The 17,826-nt window shown below is 71.4% G+C and carries 19 protein-coding genes; 12 read left to right on the forward strand and 7 right to left on the reverse strand.

Annotated features, from left to right (window positions below):
• The first annotated feature begins 8 nt into the window (after positions 1 to 8).
• Positions 9 to 407 (forward strand): ectoine synthase, encoded by a 399-nt coding sequence (locus AC068D_RS13930; RefSeq protein ID WP_478823239.1) that lies wholly within the window; start codon positions 9 to 11, stop codon positions 405 to 407.
• Between the two features lie 3 nt (positions 408 to 410).
• The gene (gene thpD / locus AC068D_RS13935; RefSeq protein WP_478823240.1) at positions 411 to 1,301 is read left to right on the forward strand and encodes an ectoine hydroxylase; all 891 of its coding nucleotides are present in this window, start codon (positions 411 to 413) and stop codon (positions 1,299 to 1,301) included.
• A gap of 74 nt (positions 1,302 to 1,375) precedes the next feature.
• Here the strand turns inward: thpD and AC068D_RS13940 are convergent, their stop codons facing one another.
• Positions 1,376 to 2,455: an alkene reductase gene (locus AC068D_RS13940; RefSeq protein ID WP_478823241.1), complete on the reverse strand. Its 1,080-nt coding sequence runs from the start codon at positions 2,453 to 2,455 to the stop codon at positions 1,376 to 1,378.
• A gap of 158 nt (positions 2,456 to 2,613) precedes the next feature.
• Between AC068D_RS13940 and AC068D_RS13945 the strand changes: the two genes are divergently transcribed.
• A complete protein-coding gene (locus AC068D_RS13945; protein WP_478823242.1) occupies positions 2,614 to 3,177 on the forward strand; it encodes a MarR family winged helix-turn-helix transcriptional regulator in 564 nt (187 codons plus the stop codon).
• Here the strand turns inward: AC068D_RS13945 and AC068D_RS13950 are convergent.
• The 5 genes from AC068D_RS13950 to AC068D_RS13970 all read right to left on the reverse strand — a co-directional run bounded on the left by AC068D_RS13950 (position 3,126) and on the right by AC068D_RS13970 (position 7,510).
• A complete protein-coding gene (locus tag AC068D_RS13950; protein WP_478823243.1) occupies positions 3,126 to 4,172 on the reverse strand; it encodes an aminotransferase class V-fold PLP-dependent enzyme in 1,047 nt (348 codons plus the stop codon). The genes AC068D_RS13945 and AC068D_RS13950 overlap by 52 nt on opposite strands.
• Before the next feature lie 43 nt (positions 4,173 to 4,215).
• Positions 4,216 to 4,929 (reverse strand): DsbA family oxidoreductase, encoded by a 714-nt coding sequence (locus AC068D_RS13955; RefSeq protein WP_478823244.1) that lies wholly within the window; start codon positions 4,927 to 4,929, stop codon positions 4,216 to 4,218.
• Between the two features lie 233 nt (positions 4,930 to 5,162).
• Entirely contained in the window at positions 5,163 to 5,291 is a 129-nt protein-coding gene (locus AC068D_RS13960) for a hypothetical protein (RefSeq protein WP_478823245.1), read from the reverse strand.
• Between the two features lie 67 nt (positions 5,292 to 5,358).
• Positions 5,359 to 5,964, reverse strand: a complete 606-nt coding sequence (locus AC068D_RS13965; RefSeq protein ID WP_478823580.1) for a DUF1349 domain-containing protein — start codon at positions 5,962 to 5,964, stop codon at positions 5,359 to 5,361.
• A gap of 13 nt (positions 5,965 to 5,977) precedes the next feature.
• A complete protein-coding gene (locus AC068D_RS13970) occupies positions 5,978 to 7,510 on the reverse strand; it encodes an aldehyde dehydrogenase (NADP(+)) (RefSeq protein ID WP_478823246.1) in 1,533 nt (510 codons plus the stop codon).
• A 106-nt stretch (positions 7,511 to 7,616) separates the two neighbouring features.
• Here AC068D_RS13970 and AC068D_RS13975 point away from each other — a divergent pair, with 106 nt between their 5' ends.
• The 9 genes from AC068D_RS13975 to AC068D_RS14015 all read left to right on the forward strand — a co-directional run bounded on the left by AC068D_RS13975 (position 7,617) and on the right by AC068D_RS14015 (position 15,821).
• Positions 7,617 to 8,387 carry an IclR family transcriptional regulator gene (locus AC068D_RS13975; protein ID WP_478823247.1) on the forward strand — a complete coding sequence of 257 codons (771 nt, stop codon included), beginning with the start codon at positions 7,617 to 7,619 and terminating at the stop codon, positions 8,385 to 8,387.
• Positions 8,384 to 8,683 carry a hypothetical protein gene (locus tag AC068D_RS13980; RefSeq protein WP_478823248.1) on the forward strand — a complete coding sequence of 100 codons (300 nt, stop codon included), beginning with the start codon at positions 8,384 to 8,386 and terminating at the stop codon, positions 8,681 to 8,683. Before AC068D_RS13975 ends, AC068D_RS13980 begins: the two co-directional genes overlap by 4 nt.
• Before the next feature lie 61 nt (positions 8,684 to 8,744).
• On the forward strand, positions 8,745 to 9,737 hold the full coding sequence (locus tag AC068D_RS13985; protein ID WP_478823249.1) for a hypothetical protein: 993 nt from the start codon (positions 8,745 to 8,747) through the stop codon (positions 9,735 to 9,737).
• Positions 9,734 to 11,011, forward strand: coding sequence for a sensor histidine kinase (locus AC068D_RS13990; RefSeq protein ID WP_478823250.1), 1,278 nt, complete (start codon positions 9,734 to 9,736; stop codon positions 11,009 to 11,011). The genes AC068D_RS13985 and AC068D_RS13990 overlap by 4 nt, the downstream gene beginning before the upstream one ends.
• Positions 11,008 to 11,661 (forward strand): response regulator transcription factor, encoded by a 654-nt coding sequence (locus AC068D_RS13995; protein ID WP_478823251.1) that lies wholly within the window; start codon positions 11,008 to 11,010, stop codon positions 11,659 to 11,661. Before AC068D_RS13990 ends, AC068D_RS13995 begins: the two co-directional genes overlap by 4 nt.
• Positions 11,662 to 11,790: 129 nt before the next feature.
• The gene (locus tag AC068D_RS14000) at positions 11,791 to 13,236 is read left to right on the forward strand and encodes a peptidoglycan D,D-transpeptidase FtsI family protein (RefSeq protein WP_478823581.1); all 1,446 of its coding nucleotides are present in this window, start codon (positions 11,791 to 11,793) and stop codon (positions 13,234 to 13,236) included.
• 177 nt (positions 13,237 to 13,413) lie between these two features.
• The gene (locus tag AC068D_RS14005; RefSeq protein ID WP_478823582.1) at positions 13,414 to 13,827 is read left to right on the forward strand and encodes a hypothetical protein; all 414 of its coding nucleotides are present in this window, start codon (positions 13,414 to 13,416) and stop codon (positions 13,825 to 13,827) included.
• On the forward strand, positions 13,824 to 14,543 hold the full coding sequence (locus tag AC068D_RS14010) for an MBL fold metallo-hydrolase (protein ID WP_478823252.1): 720 nt from the start codon (positions 13,824 to 13,826) through the stop codon (positions 14,541 to 14,543). The genes AC068D_RS14005 and AC068D_RS14010 overlap by 4 nt, the downstream gene beginning before the upstream one ends.
• Positions 14,544 to 14,879: 336 nt before the next feature.
• Positions 14,880 to 15,821 carry a collagen-like triple helix repeat-containing protein gene (locus tag AC068D_RS14015; RefSeq protein ID WP_478823253.1) on the forward strand — a complete coding sequence of 314 codons (942 nt, stop codon included), beginning with the start codon at positions 14,880 to 14,882 and terminating at the stop codon, positions 15,819 to 15,821.
• Between the two features lie 231 nt (positions 15,822 to 16,052).
• On the opposite strand, the gene AC068D_RS14020 is transcribed toward AC068D_RS14015, so the two are convergent.
• Complete coding sequence (locus AC068D_RS14020; protein WP_478823254.1) at positions 16,053 to 17,483, reverse strand: NCS2 family permease; 1,431 nt, start codon at positions 17,481 to 17,483, stop codon at positions 16,053 to 16,055.
• Between the last annotated feature and the right edge of the window lie 343 nt (positions 17,484 to 17,826).

Genomic DNA, 17,826 nt, shown 5'->3' on the forward strand with positions numbered 1-17,826 from the left:
GCACCACCGTGATCGTCCGATCGTTCAAGGACATCGAGAACACCGACCGGCATGTCAGGGCGAAGTCCGGCACCTGGGAGAGCAAGCGCATCGTGCTCGCCAAGGAGAAGGTCGGCTTCTCGCTGCACGAGACCGTGCTGTACGCGGGTACGGAGACGTCGATGTGGTACGCGAACCACATCGAGGCCGTGCTCTGCGTGGAGGGCGAGGCCGAGCTCACGAACGACGAGACCGGCGAGGCGCACTGGATCGAGCCCGGCACGATGTATCTGCTGGACGGCCATGAGCGTCACACGCTGCGTCCCAAGACCGACTTCCGCTGCGTCTGCGTCTTCAACCCTCCCGTCACCGGACGGGAGGACCACGACGAGAACGGCATCTACCCGCTCCTGACCGAGGAGGGCTGACACATGACCACCGCGATCACCGATCTCTACCCGACCCGCGGCGCCACCGAGACGGCCACTCCCCGCCAGGACCCGGTGGTCTGGTCGCCGCCCGGGGCGCCGGGCCCCATTGCCCCGTCCGCGCTGCAGTCGTACGAGCGCGACGGCTTCCTGGCGATCGAGGAGCTGATCACTCCGGACGAGGTCGCGCTCTACCGTGCCGAGCTTGACCGGCTGATCTCCGACCCGGTGGTGCGCGCCGACGAGCGCTCGATCATCGAGCCCACGTCGCAGGAGGTGCGTTCCGTTTTCGAGGTGCACCGGATCAGCGAGATCTTCGCGGGCCTGGTGCGCGACGAGCGGGTGGTCGGCAGAGCCCGGCAGATCCTCGGCTCGGACGTGTACGTCCACCAGTCCAGGATCAACGTCAAGCCGGGGTTCGGGGCTTCGGGCTTCTACTGGCACTCCGACTTCGAGACCTGGCACGCCGAGGACGGACTGCCTCGGATGCGGACGGTGTCGGTGTCGATCGCGCTGACCGAGAACCTCGACACCAACGGCGGACTGATGATCATGCCCGGGTCGCACAGGACGTTCCTGGGCTGCGCGGGCGAGACGCCGAAGGACAACTACAAGAAGTCGCTGCAGATGCAGGACGCCGGGACGCCGTCGGACGAAGCGCTGACCGCGTTCGCGGACCGGCACGGCATCCGGCTGTTCACCGGCAAGGCGGGCTCGGCGACCTGGTTCGACTGCAACGCGATGCACGGCTCCGGGGACAACATCACCCCGTATCCGCGCAGCAATGTCTTCATCGTCTTCAACAGCGTGGAGAACACGGCACAGGAGCCGTTCGCGGCGCCGGTGCCGAGGCCGTCGTTCATCGGGGCGCGGGACTTCGCACCGGTGCGGTGACCGCTGCGCGGTGACTCGCTCCGTCAGGGGCCCGGGGATTCTCCCCGGGCCCCTGACGCGCGAGGCGCGAGGTGTCAGGCCTCGAGGGCCGGGTAGTCGATGTAGCCCTCGTCGCCACCGCCGAAGAAGCTCGCCGGATCAGGGGTGTTGTACGGGCCACCCGCCTTGAGCCGCGCCGGCAGGTCCGGGTTGGCGAGGAAGAGCGCTCCGTACGACACGATGTCGGCGATGCCGTCCTCGATCAGGGCGAGCGCTCCGGGACCGGTCGGGCCTTCGGTCGCCGCGTTCAGGACGACCGTTCCGGGGTACTCCTTGCGCAGCTCGAGCGTGAGTGTGCGCAGTTCGGGAGTTGCCTCCAGGATGTGCAGATAGGCGAGGTCGAGCGCCTCCAGTTCCCGTACGAGCGCGTGGTAGGCCTGCTCGGCCTCCTCGAGGGGCTCGGCGATGTCGTTGTACGGGTTGGTGGGCGAGATCCGGATCGCGGTCCGCTCCGCGCCGATGGCTGCGGCGACGGCCTTGGTGACCTCGACGGCGAAGCGGATGCGGCCCCGGGCGTCGCCGCCCCACTCATCGGTGCGCCGGTTGGTGTTGGGCGCGAGGAACTGGTGGATGAGATAGCCGTTGGCCCCGTGCAGCTCGACCCCGTCGAAGCCGGCCTCGACGGCGTTGCGCGCTGCCGTGGCGAAATCGGCGATGGTGGCCCGTACCTCGTCACCCGTCAGCTCGCGCGGGGTCACGAAGTCGACGGGCCCGTCGTGGGTGTAGAGCTGGCCCGCCGGCTTCACGGCGGATGCACTGACGGGCACGTGCCCGTCGGGCAGCAGCGACGGGTGGCCGATCCTGCCCGCGTGCATGAGCTGGGCGAAGATCCGGCCGCCCCTGGCGTGGACGGCGTCGGTGACCCGGCGCCAAGCGGCGATCTGCCCGTCGCTGTGCAGGCCCGGGGTGTCGGGGTAGCCCTGGCCCACGACGGAGGGCTGGACGCCCTCGGTGATGATCAGCCCTGCCGTCGCGCGCTGGGCGTAGTACTCGACGGTGGAGTCGGTCGGGGTCAGGCCCGGGCCGAAGGCGCGGCTGCGGGTCATGGGTGCCATGGCGATGCGGTTGGCGAGCCGCGTGCCGGACAGGTCGATCGGATCGAAGGCGCTGGTCATGGGGGCTCCAGAGGCAGGCAAAGTTGGTCGGCCAAGTAACTGGCGCGAGTCCCACTGTAGCTCATTAATTGGCCGACCAAGGTAATCTGGTCGCAGGAATGTGTGGGAACGTCGGGGACTGCCCGAGCGTCCCGCCAGAAGAGCCCTGAGGAGGCCCGATGAACCGCGAGGCCGACCCCGCCTGTCCCGGCGACCGGCTGCCGCTCGTCGCCCGCAGCGGCCCGGTGACCCATGCCGTCACTCGGGTGGCCCGCCTCCATCGCATCGCCGCGGGCAAGCTGCTCCGGCAGGTCGGGCTCTATCCCGGCCAGGAGACGGTGATGATGCACCTCTGGCAGACCGGACCGGTACGGCAGTCGGAACTCATCAAGCTCTGCGAACTCGACCCGTCGACCATCACCAAGATGCTCCAGCGCCTCGAGCAGTCCGGACACGTCCGGCGCCGGCCCGACCCGGCGGACCGGCGTGCGGTACTCGTCGAGGCGACGGAGAACAGCTGCGCGCTGTTCACCGATGTGACCCGCGCCTGGGGTGAGCTGGAGGAGCACACGCTCGCCGGCCTCGACCCGGACGAGCGGGCGGAGCTCGGCCGCCTGCTGGCCAGGGTGGAGGCGAACCTCTGCACGGAGACGGCCGAGTGCCCCGGTGTGACGCCCCCGGGCGCCGCCGCTCAGGCAGAGAGCACGTCGAGCGCCCTGTCCACGTCCGCCTCCGAGTTGTAGAGGTGGAAGGAGGCCCGCAGATTGCCCGCGCGGGCGGACACGACGATCCCGGCGCGGGCGAGCCGGGGCTGCCGCTCACCCAGGCCGGGTACGGCGACGATGCCCGAGTCGCCCGGGACGGGAGCATGACCGAGCTCCACCAGCCCTGCCCGGAAACGCGCCGCGAGTGCCGTGTTGTGGGCGTGCAGCACGTCGATCCCGATCTTCTCCAGCAACGGAAGCGACTGCTCGGCCGCGTGGTAGGCGAGGAACGACGGCGGCTCGTCGTAGCGCCGGGCGGAGCGGGCGAACTCCTCGACGGGCCCGTACGTACTCCCCGCCGGATCCTGGGCAGCGAACATCCCCGCGTGCACCGGGGCCAGTGACTCCTGCGCCTCCTCGGTGACGGTGAGGAACGACGCGCCGCGCGGACAGAGCAGGTACTTGAACCCGGCGGTGACGGTGTAGTCGTAGTCCCCCGCATTCAGCGGCAGCCAGCCCGCGGCCTGGCTGGCGTCGAGGAGGACACGGGCCCCGTGCGCGGCCGCGGCGCCCCGGACCGCGGGAAGGTCCGCGATCCTGCCGTCGGCGGACTGCACGGCGGACAGGGCGACCAGCGCGGTGCCGGGCCCCACGGCAGCGGCGATCCCGTCCAGCGGCGCGGACCTCACCTTCAGATCGCCACGGGCGTTGAAGGGGGTGACCATGGAGCTGAACTCACCGTCGGGCACGACGACTTCGGCGCCGGCGGGCAGCGAGGCCGCGATCAGCCCGACGTGGACGGCGACCGAACCTCCGATCGCGACACGCTCCGGGGGCACGCCCATCAGACGGGCGAAGGAGGCGCGGGCCGCCTCGACCGCTCCGGAGCTGCCCGAGCCCTCCGGGCGGCCGTCGGCGATCTCCTGCGCGAGCCTTCCGACAGCCTCGACCGAACGGCGCGGCCACAGACCGCAGGTGGAGGTGTTCAGATACGTCGACGTGGGCGCGAACTCGGCGCCTCCCAGGATGTCCATGTGTCCAGACCCTACGTCGCGCCCACCCGCCGTGCGCCGCGGATCAGTCCCGGGACGGCACCTCGCACGCGCCCTCCGCGTCGCAGGCCGGGGCGCCGTCCGCGGTCGCGGGGACGGGCTCCCTGCCCTGCCATGCCTGCTCGAGCGCACGGGTGAAGACCTCGGCGGGCTGTCCGCCGGAGACTCCGTAGCGCCGGTCGAGGACGAAGAACGGAACCGCGTTCGCCCCGAGCTCCGCTGCCTCGCGCTCGTCCGCCCGTACCCCCTCGGCGTACGCGCCCCCGTCGGCGAGCACCGCCCGGGCCTCCTCGGCGTCCAGACCGGCCTCGACGGCCAGCTCGACCAGCACCGTGGCATCGAACACGGAGCGGTCCTCGGCGAAGTTCGCCCGGTAGGCGAGGTCCAGGAGCTCGTTCCGGCGTCCGCGTGCCGCGGCGAAGTGGAGCAGACGGTGGATGTCGAAGGTGTTGCCGTGGTCACGGCCCTCGGTGCGGTAGTCGAGCCCCTCGGCGCGTGCGTTGGCGGCGACGTGCTCCTCCATGGCCCGGGCCTCGTCGGGCGTCCGGCCGTACTTCTTCGCCAGCATGTCGATCACCGGCGCGATGTCGCCCTGGGCCCGACCGGGGTCGAGCTCGAAGGAACGGTGCACCACCTCGACCTCGTCGCGGTGGGCGAAGGCCGCGAGCCCCTTCTCGAAGCGGGCCTTGCCGATGTAGCACCACGGGCAGGCGATGTCGCTCCAGATCTCGACGCGCATAGGACTGGTTCTCTCCGGATCGGATCGGGGTCACGGCTCCGGGCGCGGGCACATGTGCGCCCTGCCCGGGGCGGTCAACGCCGGCGCGGCCCCCGTCATTCCCCGGCCCGCAGCAACGCGACGCTGCGCGGCCCGGCACCCCTCACCGGGCCCGGACGGCGGCCGCCATCGCCGGGCCGGACGGCCGGGGGACGCGCCCGCGCCCACGGCTCGTCCCCGGGGCGCGGTGCCCCTCACTTCTTGGGCCGGTGCTTGCGCATCCAGAGAAGAACCTTGCAGATCTTGACCACCACCGCGGCGGACACCGCGACGACCGGGATGATCTTCCAAAGGGTGCCCACGACCACTGTCACCACCTCCACCGGAGGTCCTAGGGATGAAGACGGTCACGGCGCCCCGTTCATTCCACGGCACTCCGGGAGCGGCTGCTCAGGACCCGTCGCGCAGCCCGTCAGGCCACACCGGTCTGAACTCGATCCGGTCGAAGCTGACGACACAGCCCTCGCCGACCGGCGACTGGGCCATGAACCCGACGAGCGCCGCCTCCGCCCGCTCCCGGCCGCCGAGCGTGAAGATGCGGACGAAGGTCCAGTGCTCCCCGTCGACCGACGCATGGAAGGCGAAGGCACCACCGGTGCGGCTGATCCGAAGCCAGGCGCTGTCGCCGTCCACCACGAACGAGTTGGCGTCGTCCGAGTGGCCCCGGGTGACGACCGTGCAGACGGCCGGTCTGTCCGGGGACAGCTCCAGGCAGAGTTTGGCCCATTCCCGCTCGTCGACGTGGAGATAGAGCACGCCCGCGTCGAAGGCGGCACCGAAGCCCACCTTGACCCGCGCGATCAGCTGGAAGTCGCCCTCCGGGGCGCCGAGGAGCCGGGGTGCGTCGGATGCCGGCTCCAGGGCCTCTCCGGTGGGCGGTACGAAGCGGTCCTGGCGTGCCCCCGCCCAGCCCGAGAGCACACCGTTCTCGTACGACCAGTCGGCGTCGGGACCGTAGGACCTGAGTGGGAACGGGAGTTCGGGCAGGGTGATCACATCGGCCACGCGGTCAGCCTTCCAGACCTTCCGGGCACCCGTCGACCCGGCGCGGAAGGCCGAGCGGGTTCTCGTCACGCAGCTCGGGCGGGAGCAGCGCGGGCGGCGCCGACTGGTAGGTGACCGGACGCAGCCAGCGTTCGACCGCGGTGGCGCCGACCGAGGTGGAGGTGGAGGTGGAGGCCGGGTAGGGGCCCCCGTGGTGCTGGGCGGGGGCGACGGCGACTCCGGTGGGCCACCCGTCCACCAGCACCCGGCCGGCGAGCGGGGTGAGTGCGGCCAGCAGGTCCGCGGCCTGGCCGGCCGCCTCCTCGCCGGAGATGTGCAGCGTGGCGGTGAGGTTGCCGGGCAGCCGGGACAGGATTCCGGCGATCTCGTCCTGCGACGTGTACCGGGCGACGACCGTGACCGGCCCGAAGCACTCCTCGAGCAGCAGATCGTGCGGGCCGTCGGCGACCAGGCGCTGTGCGGGTACGGTCAGGAAGCCCGCGCTCACCGTGTGCTCTCCGCCCGCGCCGGGGGTCACGGGCGCCTCCACGCCGTCCAGCGCGGCGCGCTCGGCGACACCTGCGACGAAGGCGTCCCGCATCCGGTGGTCGAGCATCACACCGGGCTCGGTCTCGCTCACCGCGGCCGTCAGGGACTTGAGCAGCCGGTCGCCGGCGTCGCCCGCCGGTGCCAGGACGAAACCGGGCTTGGTGCAGAACTGCCCCTCCCCCAGGGTCATCGACCCGGCGAGGCCCCCGCCGATCGCCTCTGCACGCTCGTCCGCCGCGCCCTCGGTGATCACGACCGGGTTGAGGGACCCGAGCTCACCATGGAACGGAATGGGCACGGGGCGGGCGGCCGCGGCGTCGAACAGGGCACGCCCACCGCGCACCGACCCGGTGAAACCGGCGGCGGCGACCAGGGGATGGCGTACGAGTTCCACGCCCGCGTCGAAGCCGTGCACCAGCGCGACCACGTCCTCGGGCAGTCCGACCCGCTGCGCGGCCCTGCGCAGGACCGACGCACACAGTTCGGAGGTGGCCGGATGGTCCGGATGGACCTTGACGACGACGGGGCAGCCCGCGGCCAGTGCGCTCGCGGTGTCGCCGCCGGGCACGGAGAAGGCGAGGGGGAAGTTGCTCGCGGAGTAGACGGCGACGACCCCGAGGGGGATCTTCCAGCGGCGCAGATCGGGCCACGGCGGGGTGCGGCCGGCGTCCGCGTGGTCGATGCGGATGTCGAGGAAGCCGCCGTCGTCGACCACGTCGGCGAAGGCGCGCAACTGGACCGTGGTCCTGGCGAGTTCGCCGGTCAGCCGCACCGGCCCCAGGGCCGTCTCGGCGTCGGCGGCCTCGATGACGTGCGATCCGGCCTCGTCGAGAAGATCCGCGGCGGTGCGGAGCAGGGCGGACCGCGCCGCGCGGTCGGTGAGCGCGGGGCGTGCGGCGTCCGCGGCCCTCACCGCCCGGTCGACCTCTTCGGCCGTCGCCTCGACCGCAACCTGCTCGCGTGCCTTCCCCGTTCGGGGGTCCACGCTCCAGACTGGTGCTGCTCCCACCGCCGCTTCCTTTCCGGAGCTGTTCGGTATTCTGAACAGAGTTCCCAATGGTGAATCCCAGGAATGTGGGGACTCTATTTCCGGGCGTTTGAAGGGGTCAAGGGCCATGGCAGCTGCCGAGCAGGGTGGGGCGCAGGTCAAGTCCGCGGTGCGGACGGTGGAGCTGCTCGAGTACTTCGCGGGCCGCCCCGGTATGCACTCGCTCGCCTCGGTTCAGGAAGCCATGGGCTACCCCAAGTCCAGCCTCTACATGCTGCTGCGGACCCTCGTCGAGCTGGGCTGGGTGGAGACGGACGCGACGGGCACGCGCTACGGGATCGGGGTACGCGCCCTGCTCGTCGGCACGTCGTACATCGACGGCGACGAGGTCGTCGCGGCCGCCCGGCCCACGCTCGACCGGCTTTCGGACGACACCACCGAGACCATCCACCTGGCCCGCCTCGACGGCACCAGCGTGGTCTATCTCGCCACCCGCCAGTCGCAGCACTACCTGCGGCCCTTCACCCGTGTCGGCCGTCGGCTTCCCGCCCACTCCACCTCGCTCGGCAAGGCGTTGCTCGCCACCCACAGCGACGAGCAGGTCCGCACATTGCTCCCGGAGACGCTCCCCGCGGTCACCGAACACACGATCACCGACCGCGAGCAGCTCATCGAGGAGCTGCGGCAGATCCGCGAACAGGGGTACGCCGTCGACCGCGAGGAGAACACGCTGGGGCTGCGCTGCTTCGGCGTCGCCATCCCCAGTCGCACCCCGGCGCGAGACGCGATCAGCTGCTCGGTCCCGGTGGCCCGGCTGACTCCCGCCCACGAGCAGATGATCAAGGATGCGCTCTTCGATGCGCGGGACCGGCTGACGATGGCGACGCGGAGGCTTTGACGGAGGTGGCCCTGCGCGGGGTCGAGGGGCCGGACCCCGATCCGTACCGGATCGCCCGCTCCTCCCGCGGACTCGGTGTGGCGACCGCCGCGCTGCGTACGCTGCTCGACGAAGTACCCGGGCGTCCGCTGGACGCCCGCGCCGCCGGCAACGCCGGCTCGCTCCGTGTCCCGGCCACGCGCGGCTTCCCCGTCGGGCCGGGACCGTGGCTTCGCCCGTGCGCGCCGAGCACACCGAGGAAATGCTGCTCGCGCTCGGCCGAGGGGAGCGGCGGCATGGGCCCCTCCGCCATATGACGGAGGCGGCTCGTCATCGGGCAGGAGGTGCCTCGGAACGTCGGCCGGAAGTGTGTGGGGCATGACATCGACACCGCTCACCACAGCTCCCCAGCTGCCCGGCCCCCCGCCCGGCCGCGGCCGAAGGGCCCTGCGCACCGTCGCCGTGGTGTCCTGCGTGCCGTATCTGGCGCTCAAGACCGCCTGGATCGCCGGGAGCCGGATCGGGATTCCCGAGGGCAGCGCGCTGCTGGAGCACCGCGGCCTGATGATGGTCGCCAACAGCGTCACCGTGCTGATGGACAGCGCCGTCATCGTGCTCGCCCTGCTGCTCAGTCAGGCCTGGGGGCGGCGGGTTCCGGCCTGGCTGGTCGCCGTGCCGATGTGGGTCGCGGGCGGACTGCTCGTCCCGATCATGGTCGGGTTCCCGGTTCAGCTGCTGACCCGGGCCTCGACCGGCAGCGGTCCCACGAGCGGCCCGGACGAACCGTTCCTCGACGAGTGGGTGTTCGGCGTCGTCTACACCGGCTTCATCGTGCAGGGGCTGGCTCTCGGCACGCTCTTCGTGCTCTGTGCCCGCGAACGCTGGGGCCACGTCTGGCGCGGACGGATCGCCGACGTGCCCGACGGCACTGCGCTGCACAGGGCGACCGCCGTGGCCGGTGCCGTACTCGCGCTCTTCCCCGCCGGGGTACGGCTGTACTGGGCGTCCGGCGGGACGGCCGGGCTGTCCGCGTCCCAGGCAGGGCGGCGTACCACGGACTTCTTCGTCCTCGAAGCGGTCAGCGCCCTGTACCTGGCCATCGGCGTGGCGGGCCTGCTGCTGCTCGTCTTCCGCCCGGCCGGGTCCCGGGGGCGGTCGCTGCCGGTGAAGGTCCCGCTGGGCATGGCCTGGCTGGGGTCGGGCGCAGTGGGCTGCTGGGGCGTCTGGCTGCTGATCGCCGCGGTGCTGCCCGGCGCGAATGGCACCGAACGCACCTCGGGTCTGTCGATGGCCGCCTACGCTGTCGGGATGATCATCGGTCTGCTGGTGGCCACCGGAACGGCGTCCTTCGTGCGGCGGCGCGGGGCATGAGAAGGGCGTTCGGGGTACTGCTCGGGTCCCGCGCCCGGCTGCGCTGGGTCCATCTGATCCTCGGCGGCGCCCTGCTGATGCCCTACTGGCTGCTCGGCACGGTCGTCGTCGGTCCCCTCGCCGGAGGGGACGACACGTTCTTGAACTCGCCCGTGGTGCAGTTCGGTGCCTACGGGGTCGCCCTGCCGCTCGCCGCCGTGACCGCGGTGTTCCCGCTGACCCGGCCGATGTCGGTGGCGGCAGCACGGGCACTGTGCGGTGTGGCCGGTGACCGGTTCGCGGACGGGCCCGCGAGGACCCCGGCCGCCAAGGTGCGCACGGCGGGCTGGTTCACCCTTCATCTGGGGCTCGGCGCTCTGGTCAGCGGGGCTTCGCTGGCGCTTCCGCCGTTCGCGGTGACCACGGCGCTGCTGCCGCTCTCGGCGGACATCCGCCGCTGGGCGCGTCTGCCCGAGTCGCTGGACCGGGCCTGGGTCCTGGCACTCGCCCCGTTCGCCGGGATCGCAATGCTGCTGGCGCTCGCGGCATGCGCGGCCGGGGCGGGTGCTCTGCTCGCCCGTCAGGCCCCGCTGCTGCTGGGACCGACGCCCGAGGACCGGCTGGCTGCGGCCGAGCGGCGGGCCGCCGAGCTCGCCGTGCGCAACCGCCTCGCCCGTGAACTGCACGACTCCGTGGGCCATGCGCTGAGCGCGGTGACCTTGCAGGCGGGCGCCGCCCGCAAGGTCCTCGACAGCGATGCGCCGGGCGACAGGGAGTTCGTACGGGAGGCATTGGCGGCGATAGAGGGGACGACGCGCCGCACGGTGGGCGAACTCGACGCGGTGCTCGGCCTGTTGCGGCGGGACGACGATCCGGACGAGCTCGCGGGACCAGACCTGGAGGGCCTGGACACCCTGCTCGCGCACAGCGGGCTGAGCATCTCCTGCGACCTCGCCCCCGATCTGGCGGCCGTCCCCCGGCCGGTCTCCCGTGACGCGTACCGCATCGTGCAGGAAGGCCTCAGCAACGCTCTGCGGCACGGCGGCTCCCCGCGCGCCCGGCGCGGCCCCGGGGCCCGGCAGGCGTCGCTGCACATCTCGACGAAGGACGGAGAATTGCGGATCACGATGGAGAACCCACTGCCGGAAACCGCCCCGGTCGTCCGCCCGGGAGGCGGCCGCGGAGTGCCTGGCATCGTCGAGCGGGCAATCCTGCACGGCGGCAGTGCCGAGGCGGGCCCCCACAACGGCAACTGGCGGCTGACCGCCCGGCTGCCGCTGGACGGCGCGCGATGAGCACCGTCAGGGTCGTCCTCGCCGACGACGAGCAGATGGTCCGTACCGCGTTGCGGGTCATCCTCGACGCCGAACCGGACCTGGAGGTGGCCGGCGAGGCGGCCACGGGTGCCGAGGCGGTGTCGGTGGTGCGAGAGCTGCGGCCCGACGTGGTGCTGATGGATGTACGTATGCCCGAGATCGACGGGATCCGCGCCACTCAGCAGATACTCGGCTCGCTCGACGATCCCCCGCGGATCGTGGTCGTGACGACCTTCGAGAACGATTCCTACGTGTACGACGCCCTGCGCGCCGGCGCCGCGGGCTTTCTGCTCAAGCGGGCCGCCGCGGCGGACCTGGTGGCGGCAGTGCGGCTGGTCGCGCGCAGTGACTCGCTGCTCTACCCGGCAGCGCTCCGCGGCCTGGCCTCGGTGCACTCCCGCCGCGACCCCGGCGCACCGCCGTGGGCCGCGCGCCTGACCACGCGCGAGGCGGACGTGCTGCGGCTGATGGCGACCGGCCTGACGAACACGGAGATCGCGCGGAAGCTGCAGGTCGGCCCCGCCACGGCGAAGACCCATGTGGCCGCGGTGCTGGCGAAGACGGGTACCCGGGACCGTACACAGGCGGTGATCGCGGCGTACGAGTCGGGCTTCATCGTCCCGGGCTGAGCGCTGCGAAGGGGAACGGCGGCCGGGTGCGGCCGCCGTTTCCGTGTCCGCGCGCCGCGGATGAGGATTTCCTGAGAAACCCGGCAGACCGGAACGGACGGGTCCATGCCGCTCGTCCTGCTGCACAGGATGAACAAGACGATCAGGCGGGCCGCGGTCTTCAGCCTGCTCCTGGTGCTCGCCCTGCTGGTGCGGGCCACCTGGGTGCAGGCGTACCGGGCCGAGGCTCTCGCAGACGACAAGCACAACCGGCGGAACACCATCGCGCAGTACGCGCAGCCGCTCGGGGACATCGTCGTGGCCGGGTCCCCGGTCACCGGCTCGAAGAGAACGGACGGAGACGATCTCGCGTACAAGCGGACCTACACCGACGGTGAGCTCTATGCGCCCGTCACCGGCTACAGCTCCCAGGCCTACGGCGCGACCCAGCTCGAGGGCATCCACGGTGACGTGCTCGCCGGCACCGACAACCGGCTGAAGAATCCGCTGGACGTGCTCACCGGCAAACAGGCACAGCCCGGGAACGTCCTGACCACCATCGATCCGGCCGTGCAGAAGGCCGGTTTCGAGGCGCTCGGGAACAAGAAGGGTGCCGCGGTCGCGATCGACCCGAAGAACGGCCGGATCCTGGGAATGGTGAGCACGCCGTCGTACGACCCGTCGCGAATCAGCGGTACGAATGACGGGGAGGCCTGGCAGGAGCTCACCGGCGACAAGGACCAGCCGATGCTCAACCGGGCGCTGCGCCAGCCGCTGCCCCCGGGGTCGACGTTCAAGCTGGTGGTCGCGGCGGCGGCGCTGGAGGACGGGCTCTACTCGTCGGTCGACGAGCGGACGGACAGTCCCTCCCCGTACACGCTGCCGGGCACACGCACCGTGCTGGAGAACGAGAACAAGTCCGCGCCCTGCGAGAACGCCTCCATTCGCACCGCACTGCGGTACTCCTGCAACAACGTCTTCGGGAAGATGGCGGCCGATCTGGAGCAGGACAAGGTCCGTGCCATGGCGGAGAAGTTCGGTTTCAACGACACCGAGCAGGATGTGCCGGTGCGCGCCACGACATCCGTCTACCCCTCCGGGATGGACGAGGCGCAGACCGCGCTGACGGGTATTGGCCAGTTCGATGTGACGGCGACCCCGTTGCAGATGGCCATGGTGTCAGCAGCACTGTCCAACGACGGTCTCATGGCGTCGCCCCGTATGGTTTCCGAGGTGGTCGACGCGGACGGCAACACCCTCGAGAGCCACCAGGACGACACCCGGCGGGTCGTGTCCTCGTCCACGGCGGAGCAGCTGCGCAGCGCGATGGTCACGGTCGTCGAGGACGGCACCGGCAGCAATGCCAGGGTCGGCGGCGCCGAGGTGGGCGGCAAGACCGGCACGGCACAGCACGGCGAGAACAACAGCAAGACGCCCTACGCCTGGTTCACGTCGTACGCGAAGGACGCGGATTCCGGCAAGGAGGTGGCGGTCGCGGTCGTCGTCGAGGACTCGGGCGCGGCGCGCTCGGAGGTCAGCGGCAACGGCCAGGCGGCACCGGTCGCGCAGAAGATGATGGAGGCCGCGCTCGAGTAGACGCGCCCGGCCGGGCCGCGGACGGGCGGAGCCCCCCGGCGGACCGGGACCGGCCGGGCACCCCGGTGGGCGGGACGGGGACGCCGCGCGGTATGCAGGAGTCATTCAGGCTTCGACTCCCCTGATATCCGGAGGACTTCAGTGCGCGCCCTGCCTCGTTCCCTGTCCGGCTGGACCATGGCAGTGTTCGGCGTCCTCGCCGCCGCCCTGGGCGTGGTGGGACTGATCGCTCCGGATGCGCTGCTCGCTCTCATGGGCTTCGGGCCGATGGCCGGCCCACCCCGCGCAGAGGGTGACCACACCCTGGTCTTTCTCACCGCTTCCTCGATGGCCGCGGTCAATATGGGCGTCTACTACGTACTGGCGTCGCTCGCCGACTGGAAGCCCTTCTTCCGCTGGACCGTCCCGTTTCGCCTCCTCACCTGCACGGTCTTCACCCTGGCGGTCATCACCGGGCGTGCCCCGTCCGGCTTCCTCGGGGTCGGCCTGTGGGAGGGCCTCGGCGCGGTCGTGACGGGCGCTGCGCTGCGGCACGAGAGGCGGCGGGCCTCACGTATCCCCGCCGAGGCGACCGCGAGGGTGGCCCGATGACCGCGATCCGCAGGCTCGGCCTCGGGTACTTCGTCCGTCCCGCCGCCGAGACGGGCGGTCCGCATCCGCGTGCCGAGGCGGTCCTGGCGTATCTCGTCCGGCACGAGAAGGGCGTACTGCTCTTCGACAGCGGAATGGGCGAGGGCAGTCCGGAGGCAGACGCCCACTACCGCCCGCATCGCCGTCCTCTCACGGCTGCGCTCGCCGCGGCGGGCGTCGGGCCGGACGACATCACTGCGGTGGTCAACTGCCATCTCCACTTCGACCACTGCGGGGGCAATCCCGCCCTCGCCGGACGCCCGGTCCTCGTCCAGGCGAAGGAACTGGCCACGGCGCGCGCGGGGAACTACACCATCGACGCGCTCGTCGACCACCCCGGCGCAGCGTACGAGGAACTCGACGGCGAGCACGAGCTGTGGCCGGGGGTGCGGATCGTGCCCACGCCGGGCCATGTCGAGGGGCATCAGTCGCTGGTCGTCTCGGACACCCTGCTGGCCGGCCAGGCCTACGACTTCGCGAGTGAGTTCGCGTGCGCGGAGCTCGCCAGGCGGGCGGCGGCGGACGCGGCTGCCGGGCCGCTGCCTCCGTACCGCCCCTGGCTGGACCGGCTCGCCGCACTCGGCGTCCGGCGTGCGCTGTTCGCACACGACCACAGTGTCTGGGAACGGGAGAACCGCCCCGACCGCCCGTCGGCACGCTCCGCCGGCCTGTCCTGACCGGCCCGGCGATGTCCCGGTCCGGGCGACGAGCAGTGCGGTGGCCGGGAAGGCTGCCCGGCTCGCGACCCCTGCACGACGCCTCGCCGCGTGGTCGGATCGCCCGGGTACGCGCCGTACGGGGCGAGCCTCCGGCCTACGGTCCACCGCGCCGGACCCCGCGTTCCTCCTGCCCTCCCTGCCCCGCCCTCGGCGCAGGTCACGTCGATTACTCCGAGTTATTGACAATCAGTGCGTGCCGACCGGGAGTGCCGAACGATCGGCTGCGTGCGGGTCAGACTCGCCCTCGGGAGTCGTGGGTCGAGGCCCCGACCGGACGAGACGAGGAGCGCGTACATGGGTCCTGTCAACGGGACGGGGTCCCGACTGGGCCCCCTGCCCCGTCGAGCCGCCTGGATCGCGGGCAGCGCGATGGGCTCACTCGCGCTGGTTCTGGCGGCCGGGCTCGTCGGTCCGGGCGCGGTCGCGACTCAGAGCACGGGCGCACGCGTGAACGTGTCGAGCAGCCTGGGCGGCGGAGACGACAAGTGCAGGGACGGGTCGGACCGCGGCGGCAAGGACAGGTGCAGGAGGGGCCCGACGGGCGCGACCGGTGCGACCGGGCCCACGGGCTCGACCGGACCGACGGGCGCGCAGGGCGAGCCGGGTGACCCTGGTGCCACGGGACCGACGGGGGCCCCGGGCTCGACCGGACCGACGGGGGCCCCGGGCTCGACCGGACCGACGGGCGCGCAGGGCGGGCCGGGTGACCCTGGTGCGACGGGGCCGACCGGGGCCCCGGGCGGGCCGGGTGCGACGGGGCCGACCGGGGCCCCGGGGCCCGCCGGGCCCACGGTCAACGTCGGTGCGAGCATCTTCGCCGCCGAATCTCAGACCGTCCCGACCAACGCCGAGACCCAGATCACTTTCAGCGGCGCCGCCTACGACACGGACACGATGTTCGACTCGACGAACTCGACGCTGGAGGTCAACACCGCCGGGCGCTATCTCCTCAAGGGACGGATTCTCTGGAACTTCACTCCGAATGACGAGGGGCAGCGGCAACTTCGCATCTCCGTCAACGGCAGTGTCGTCGCCTTCGACGGGCAGGACACCGCGGACGCACCGGTCGGCCCGGGCACGTCGCAGGACGTGTCAACGATTGTTCAGCTGAATGTCGGTGACGTGATCTCCCTCAGGGCCTTCCAGACCACCGGAAGTCCTGCCACCTCGACCTGGCTGTTCACAGGAGAGACCAACGTGGCTCCCCAGCTCCAGGCGGAGTGGCTCGCACCATAGGCCACGCCCTCGGTCCGCCCGCGTCGCCACACGTCCACCGCAGCCGAGAACCCCCGCCGGAGAATTCGGGCGGGGGCTCTCGGTGTCGGCGCGGAACCGGACCTGGGGCGGCGGGCTCTTCGCATCGTGAGGGCCCTGCATTCGGATCAGGCCGGATCGGGAGCGGGGGCTGATGCCATGCACCGCAGGCCAGTACGAAGGCGACCTCCACCAGGAAGTGCGGGACAGTCCTCAGGCGATGCCGAGCAGCTCCTCGATGGGATGGATCGCGAAATAGACCACGAAGAGCACGCTGACACTCCACAGCAGCCAGTGGACCTCACGTGCCTTGCCCAGCACCGTCTTGATGACGACGTAGGCGAGGAAGCCCGCGCCGATGCCGTTGGTGATGGAGTACGTGAACGGCATCACCGCGATCGTCAGAAAGGCCGGGATCGCGATCTCGTACCGTAGCCAGTCGATGTGCCGGACCTGGGTCATCAGCAGAAAGCCGACCGCGACGAGAGCGGGTGCGGCCGCTTGGGCGGGGACGACCGTGGCCAGCGGTGTGAAGAAGAGAGCGAGGGCGAACAGCGCTCCCGTGACCAGTGATGCGAGTCCGGTGCGGGCGCCTTCGCCGACGCCCGCCGCCGACTCGATGTAGGAGGTGGCGGACGAGGAGGAGGCCATGCCGCCCGCGGCGGCCGCCGCTCCGTCGATGAGCAGGACGCGGCCGAGGTTCGGGACGTCGCCCTTCTCGTCGAGCAGGCCCGCCTCGTTGGAGACGCCGACGACCGTGCCCATGGTGTCGAAGAAGTCGCTCAGGAGGAGGGTGAAGACGAGAAGGACCAGCGTGACCACGCTGATCTGTCCGAAGGCGCCGAAGAGGCTGAAGGCACCGACGAGGCCGAAGTCGGGCGCGGCCACGACACTGCCCGGAAGGTCGGGGACGGTCAGACCCCAGGCGAGCGGATCGATGTCGGCGACCTGATCGACGACGATCGCCGCGATCGTCATCACGACGATGGAGATCAGGATCGCCCCCCGCACTTTGCGGGCCATCAGCGAGATGGTGAGCAGGACACCCGCGCAGAAGATCAGCACCGGCCAGCCGGAGAGCTCGCCGGTCGTGCCCAGTTGCACCGGAACGGTTCCTGTCTCACCGGGGATACGGGTGGCAAAGCCCGCGTCGATGAAGCCGATGAACGCGATGAAGAGTCCGATGCCGACGCTGATCGCCTGCTTGAGCTGCTGCGGGATGGCGTGCATGACGGCCTCGCGCAGTCCGGTGACGACCAGGATGCAGATGATGACGCCCTCGATGACCACCAGGCCCATGGCATCCGGCCAGCTCATCAGCGGAGCGAGCTGGAAGGCGACGACGGCGTTCAGGCCGAGGCCCGCGGCGATCGCCAGCGGCAGATTGCCGCCGAGGCCCATGATCGCGGTCATCACGGCGGCCACGAGCGCGGTGGACGTGACGAGCGCCGGGCCGGAGAGCTGCTGGCCGAACTTGTCCTCGGCGCCGCCCAGGATGATCGGGTTCAGAACGAGGATGTAGGCCATCGTGAAGAACGTGGCGAAGCCACCACGGATCTCCCGCGGGACGGTCGACCCGCGTTCGCTGATCCGGAAGTACCGGTCGACGGCGTTGTGTGGCTGCGGTGGCTGCGGTTGCGGCATGAGCTCTCCCGTTTCCTGCGCTGCTGGCTGGCTGGATTGTTCCCACCGGAAAGGCTGCTCAGGTTTTCGCCGTGTTACGTCGTCGGCCGTCCGAGGCGCTGCCCTGCCGGACATGGGCGCAACTGCCGCATCCGGCCGCGCAGGTGCTCCTGCCGGCATGCCCGCACGGTGGGGACCGAGGTCCTCGGAGACCGCAGGGCGGGACTCTATCCCCTGGGCGTCGTCACCCGGGGTTGCGGCACGACCGAGCCGCGCGGGTCTCCGGCATCCGGGTGAAACAGGCAGCGTGCCAGGACGGTCCGGCCGCGTCGACGGTCCTCACGGCATGGCCCGGCCGGATCGC

Source organism: Streptomyces sp. NPDC043861 (assembly GCF_056435905.1).

Coding starts and splice junctions, on each gene's coding strand:
- AC068D_RS14005 (WP_478823582.1), top strand. CDS start 13,414: ATGGCAGTGTTCGGCGTCCTCGCCGCCGCCCTGGGCGTGGTGGGACTG.
- AC068D_RS13945 (WP_478823242.1), top strand. CDS start 2,614: ATGAACCGCGAGGCCGACCCCGCCTGTCCCGGCGACCGGCTGCCGCTC.
- AC068D_RS13950 (WP_478823243.1), bottom strand. CDS start 4,172: ATGGACATCCTGGGAGGCGCCGAGTTCGCGCCCACGTCGACGTATCTG.
- thpD (WP_478823240.1), top strand. CDS start 411: ATGACCACCGCGATCACCGATCTCTACCCGACCCGCGGCGCCACCGAG.
- AC068D_RS13940 (WP_478823241.1), bottom strand. CDS start 2,455: ATGACCAGCGCCTTCGATCCGATCGACCTGTCCGGCACGCGGCTCGCC.
- AC068D_RS13955 (WP_478823244.1), bottom strand. CDS start 4,929: ATGCGCGTCGAGATCTGGAGCGACATCGCCTGCCCGTGGTGCTACATC.
- AC068D_RS14015 (WP_478823253.1), top strand. CDS start 14,880: ATGGGTCCTGTCAACGGGACGGGGTCCCGACTGGGCCCCCTGCCCCGT.
- AC068D_RS13985 (WP_478823249.1), top strand. CDS start 8,745: ATGACATCGACACCGCTCACCACAGCTCCCCAGCTGCCCGGCCCCCCG.
- AC068D_RS13995 (WP_478823251.1), top strand. CDS start 11,008: ATGAGCACCGTCAGGGTCGTCCTCGCCGACGACGAGCAGATGGTCCGT.
- AC068D_RS14010 (WP_478823252.1), top strand. CDS start 13,824: ATGACCGCGATCCGCAGGCTCGGCCTCGGGTACTTCGTCCGTCCCGCC.
- AC068D_RS14020 (WP_478823254.1), bottom strand. CDS start 17,483: ATGCCGCAACCGCAGCCACCGCAGCCACACAACGCCGTCGACCGGTAC.
- AC068D_RS14000 (WP_478823581.1), top strand. CDS start 11,791: ATGAACAAGACGATCAGGCGGGCCGCGGTCTTCAGCCTGCTCCTGGTG.
- AC068D_RS13975 (WP_478823247.1), top strand. CDS start 7,617: ATGGCAGCTGCCGAGCAGGGTGGGGCGCAGGTCAAGTCCGCGGTGCGG.
- AC068D_RS13990 (WP_478823250.1), top strand. CDS start 9,734: ATGAGAAGGGCGTTCGGGGTACTGCTCGGGTCCCGCGCCCGGCTGCGC.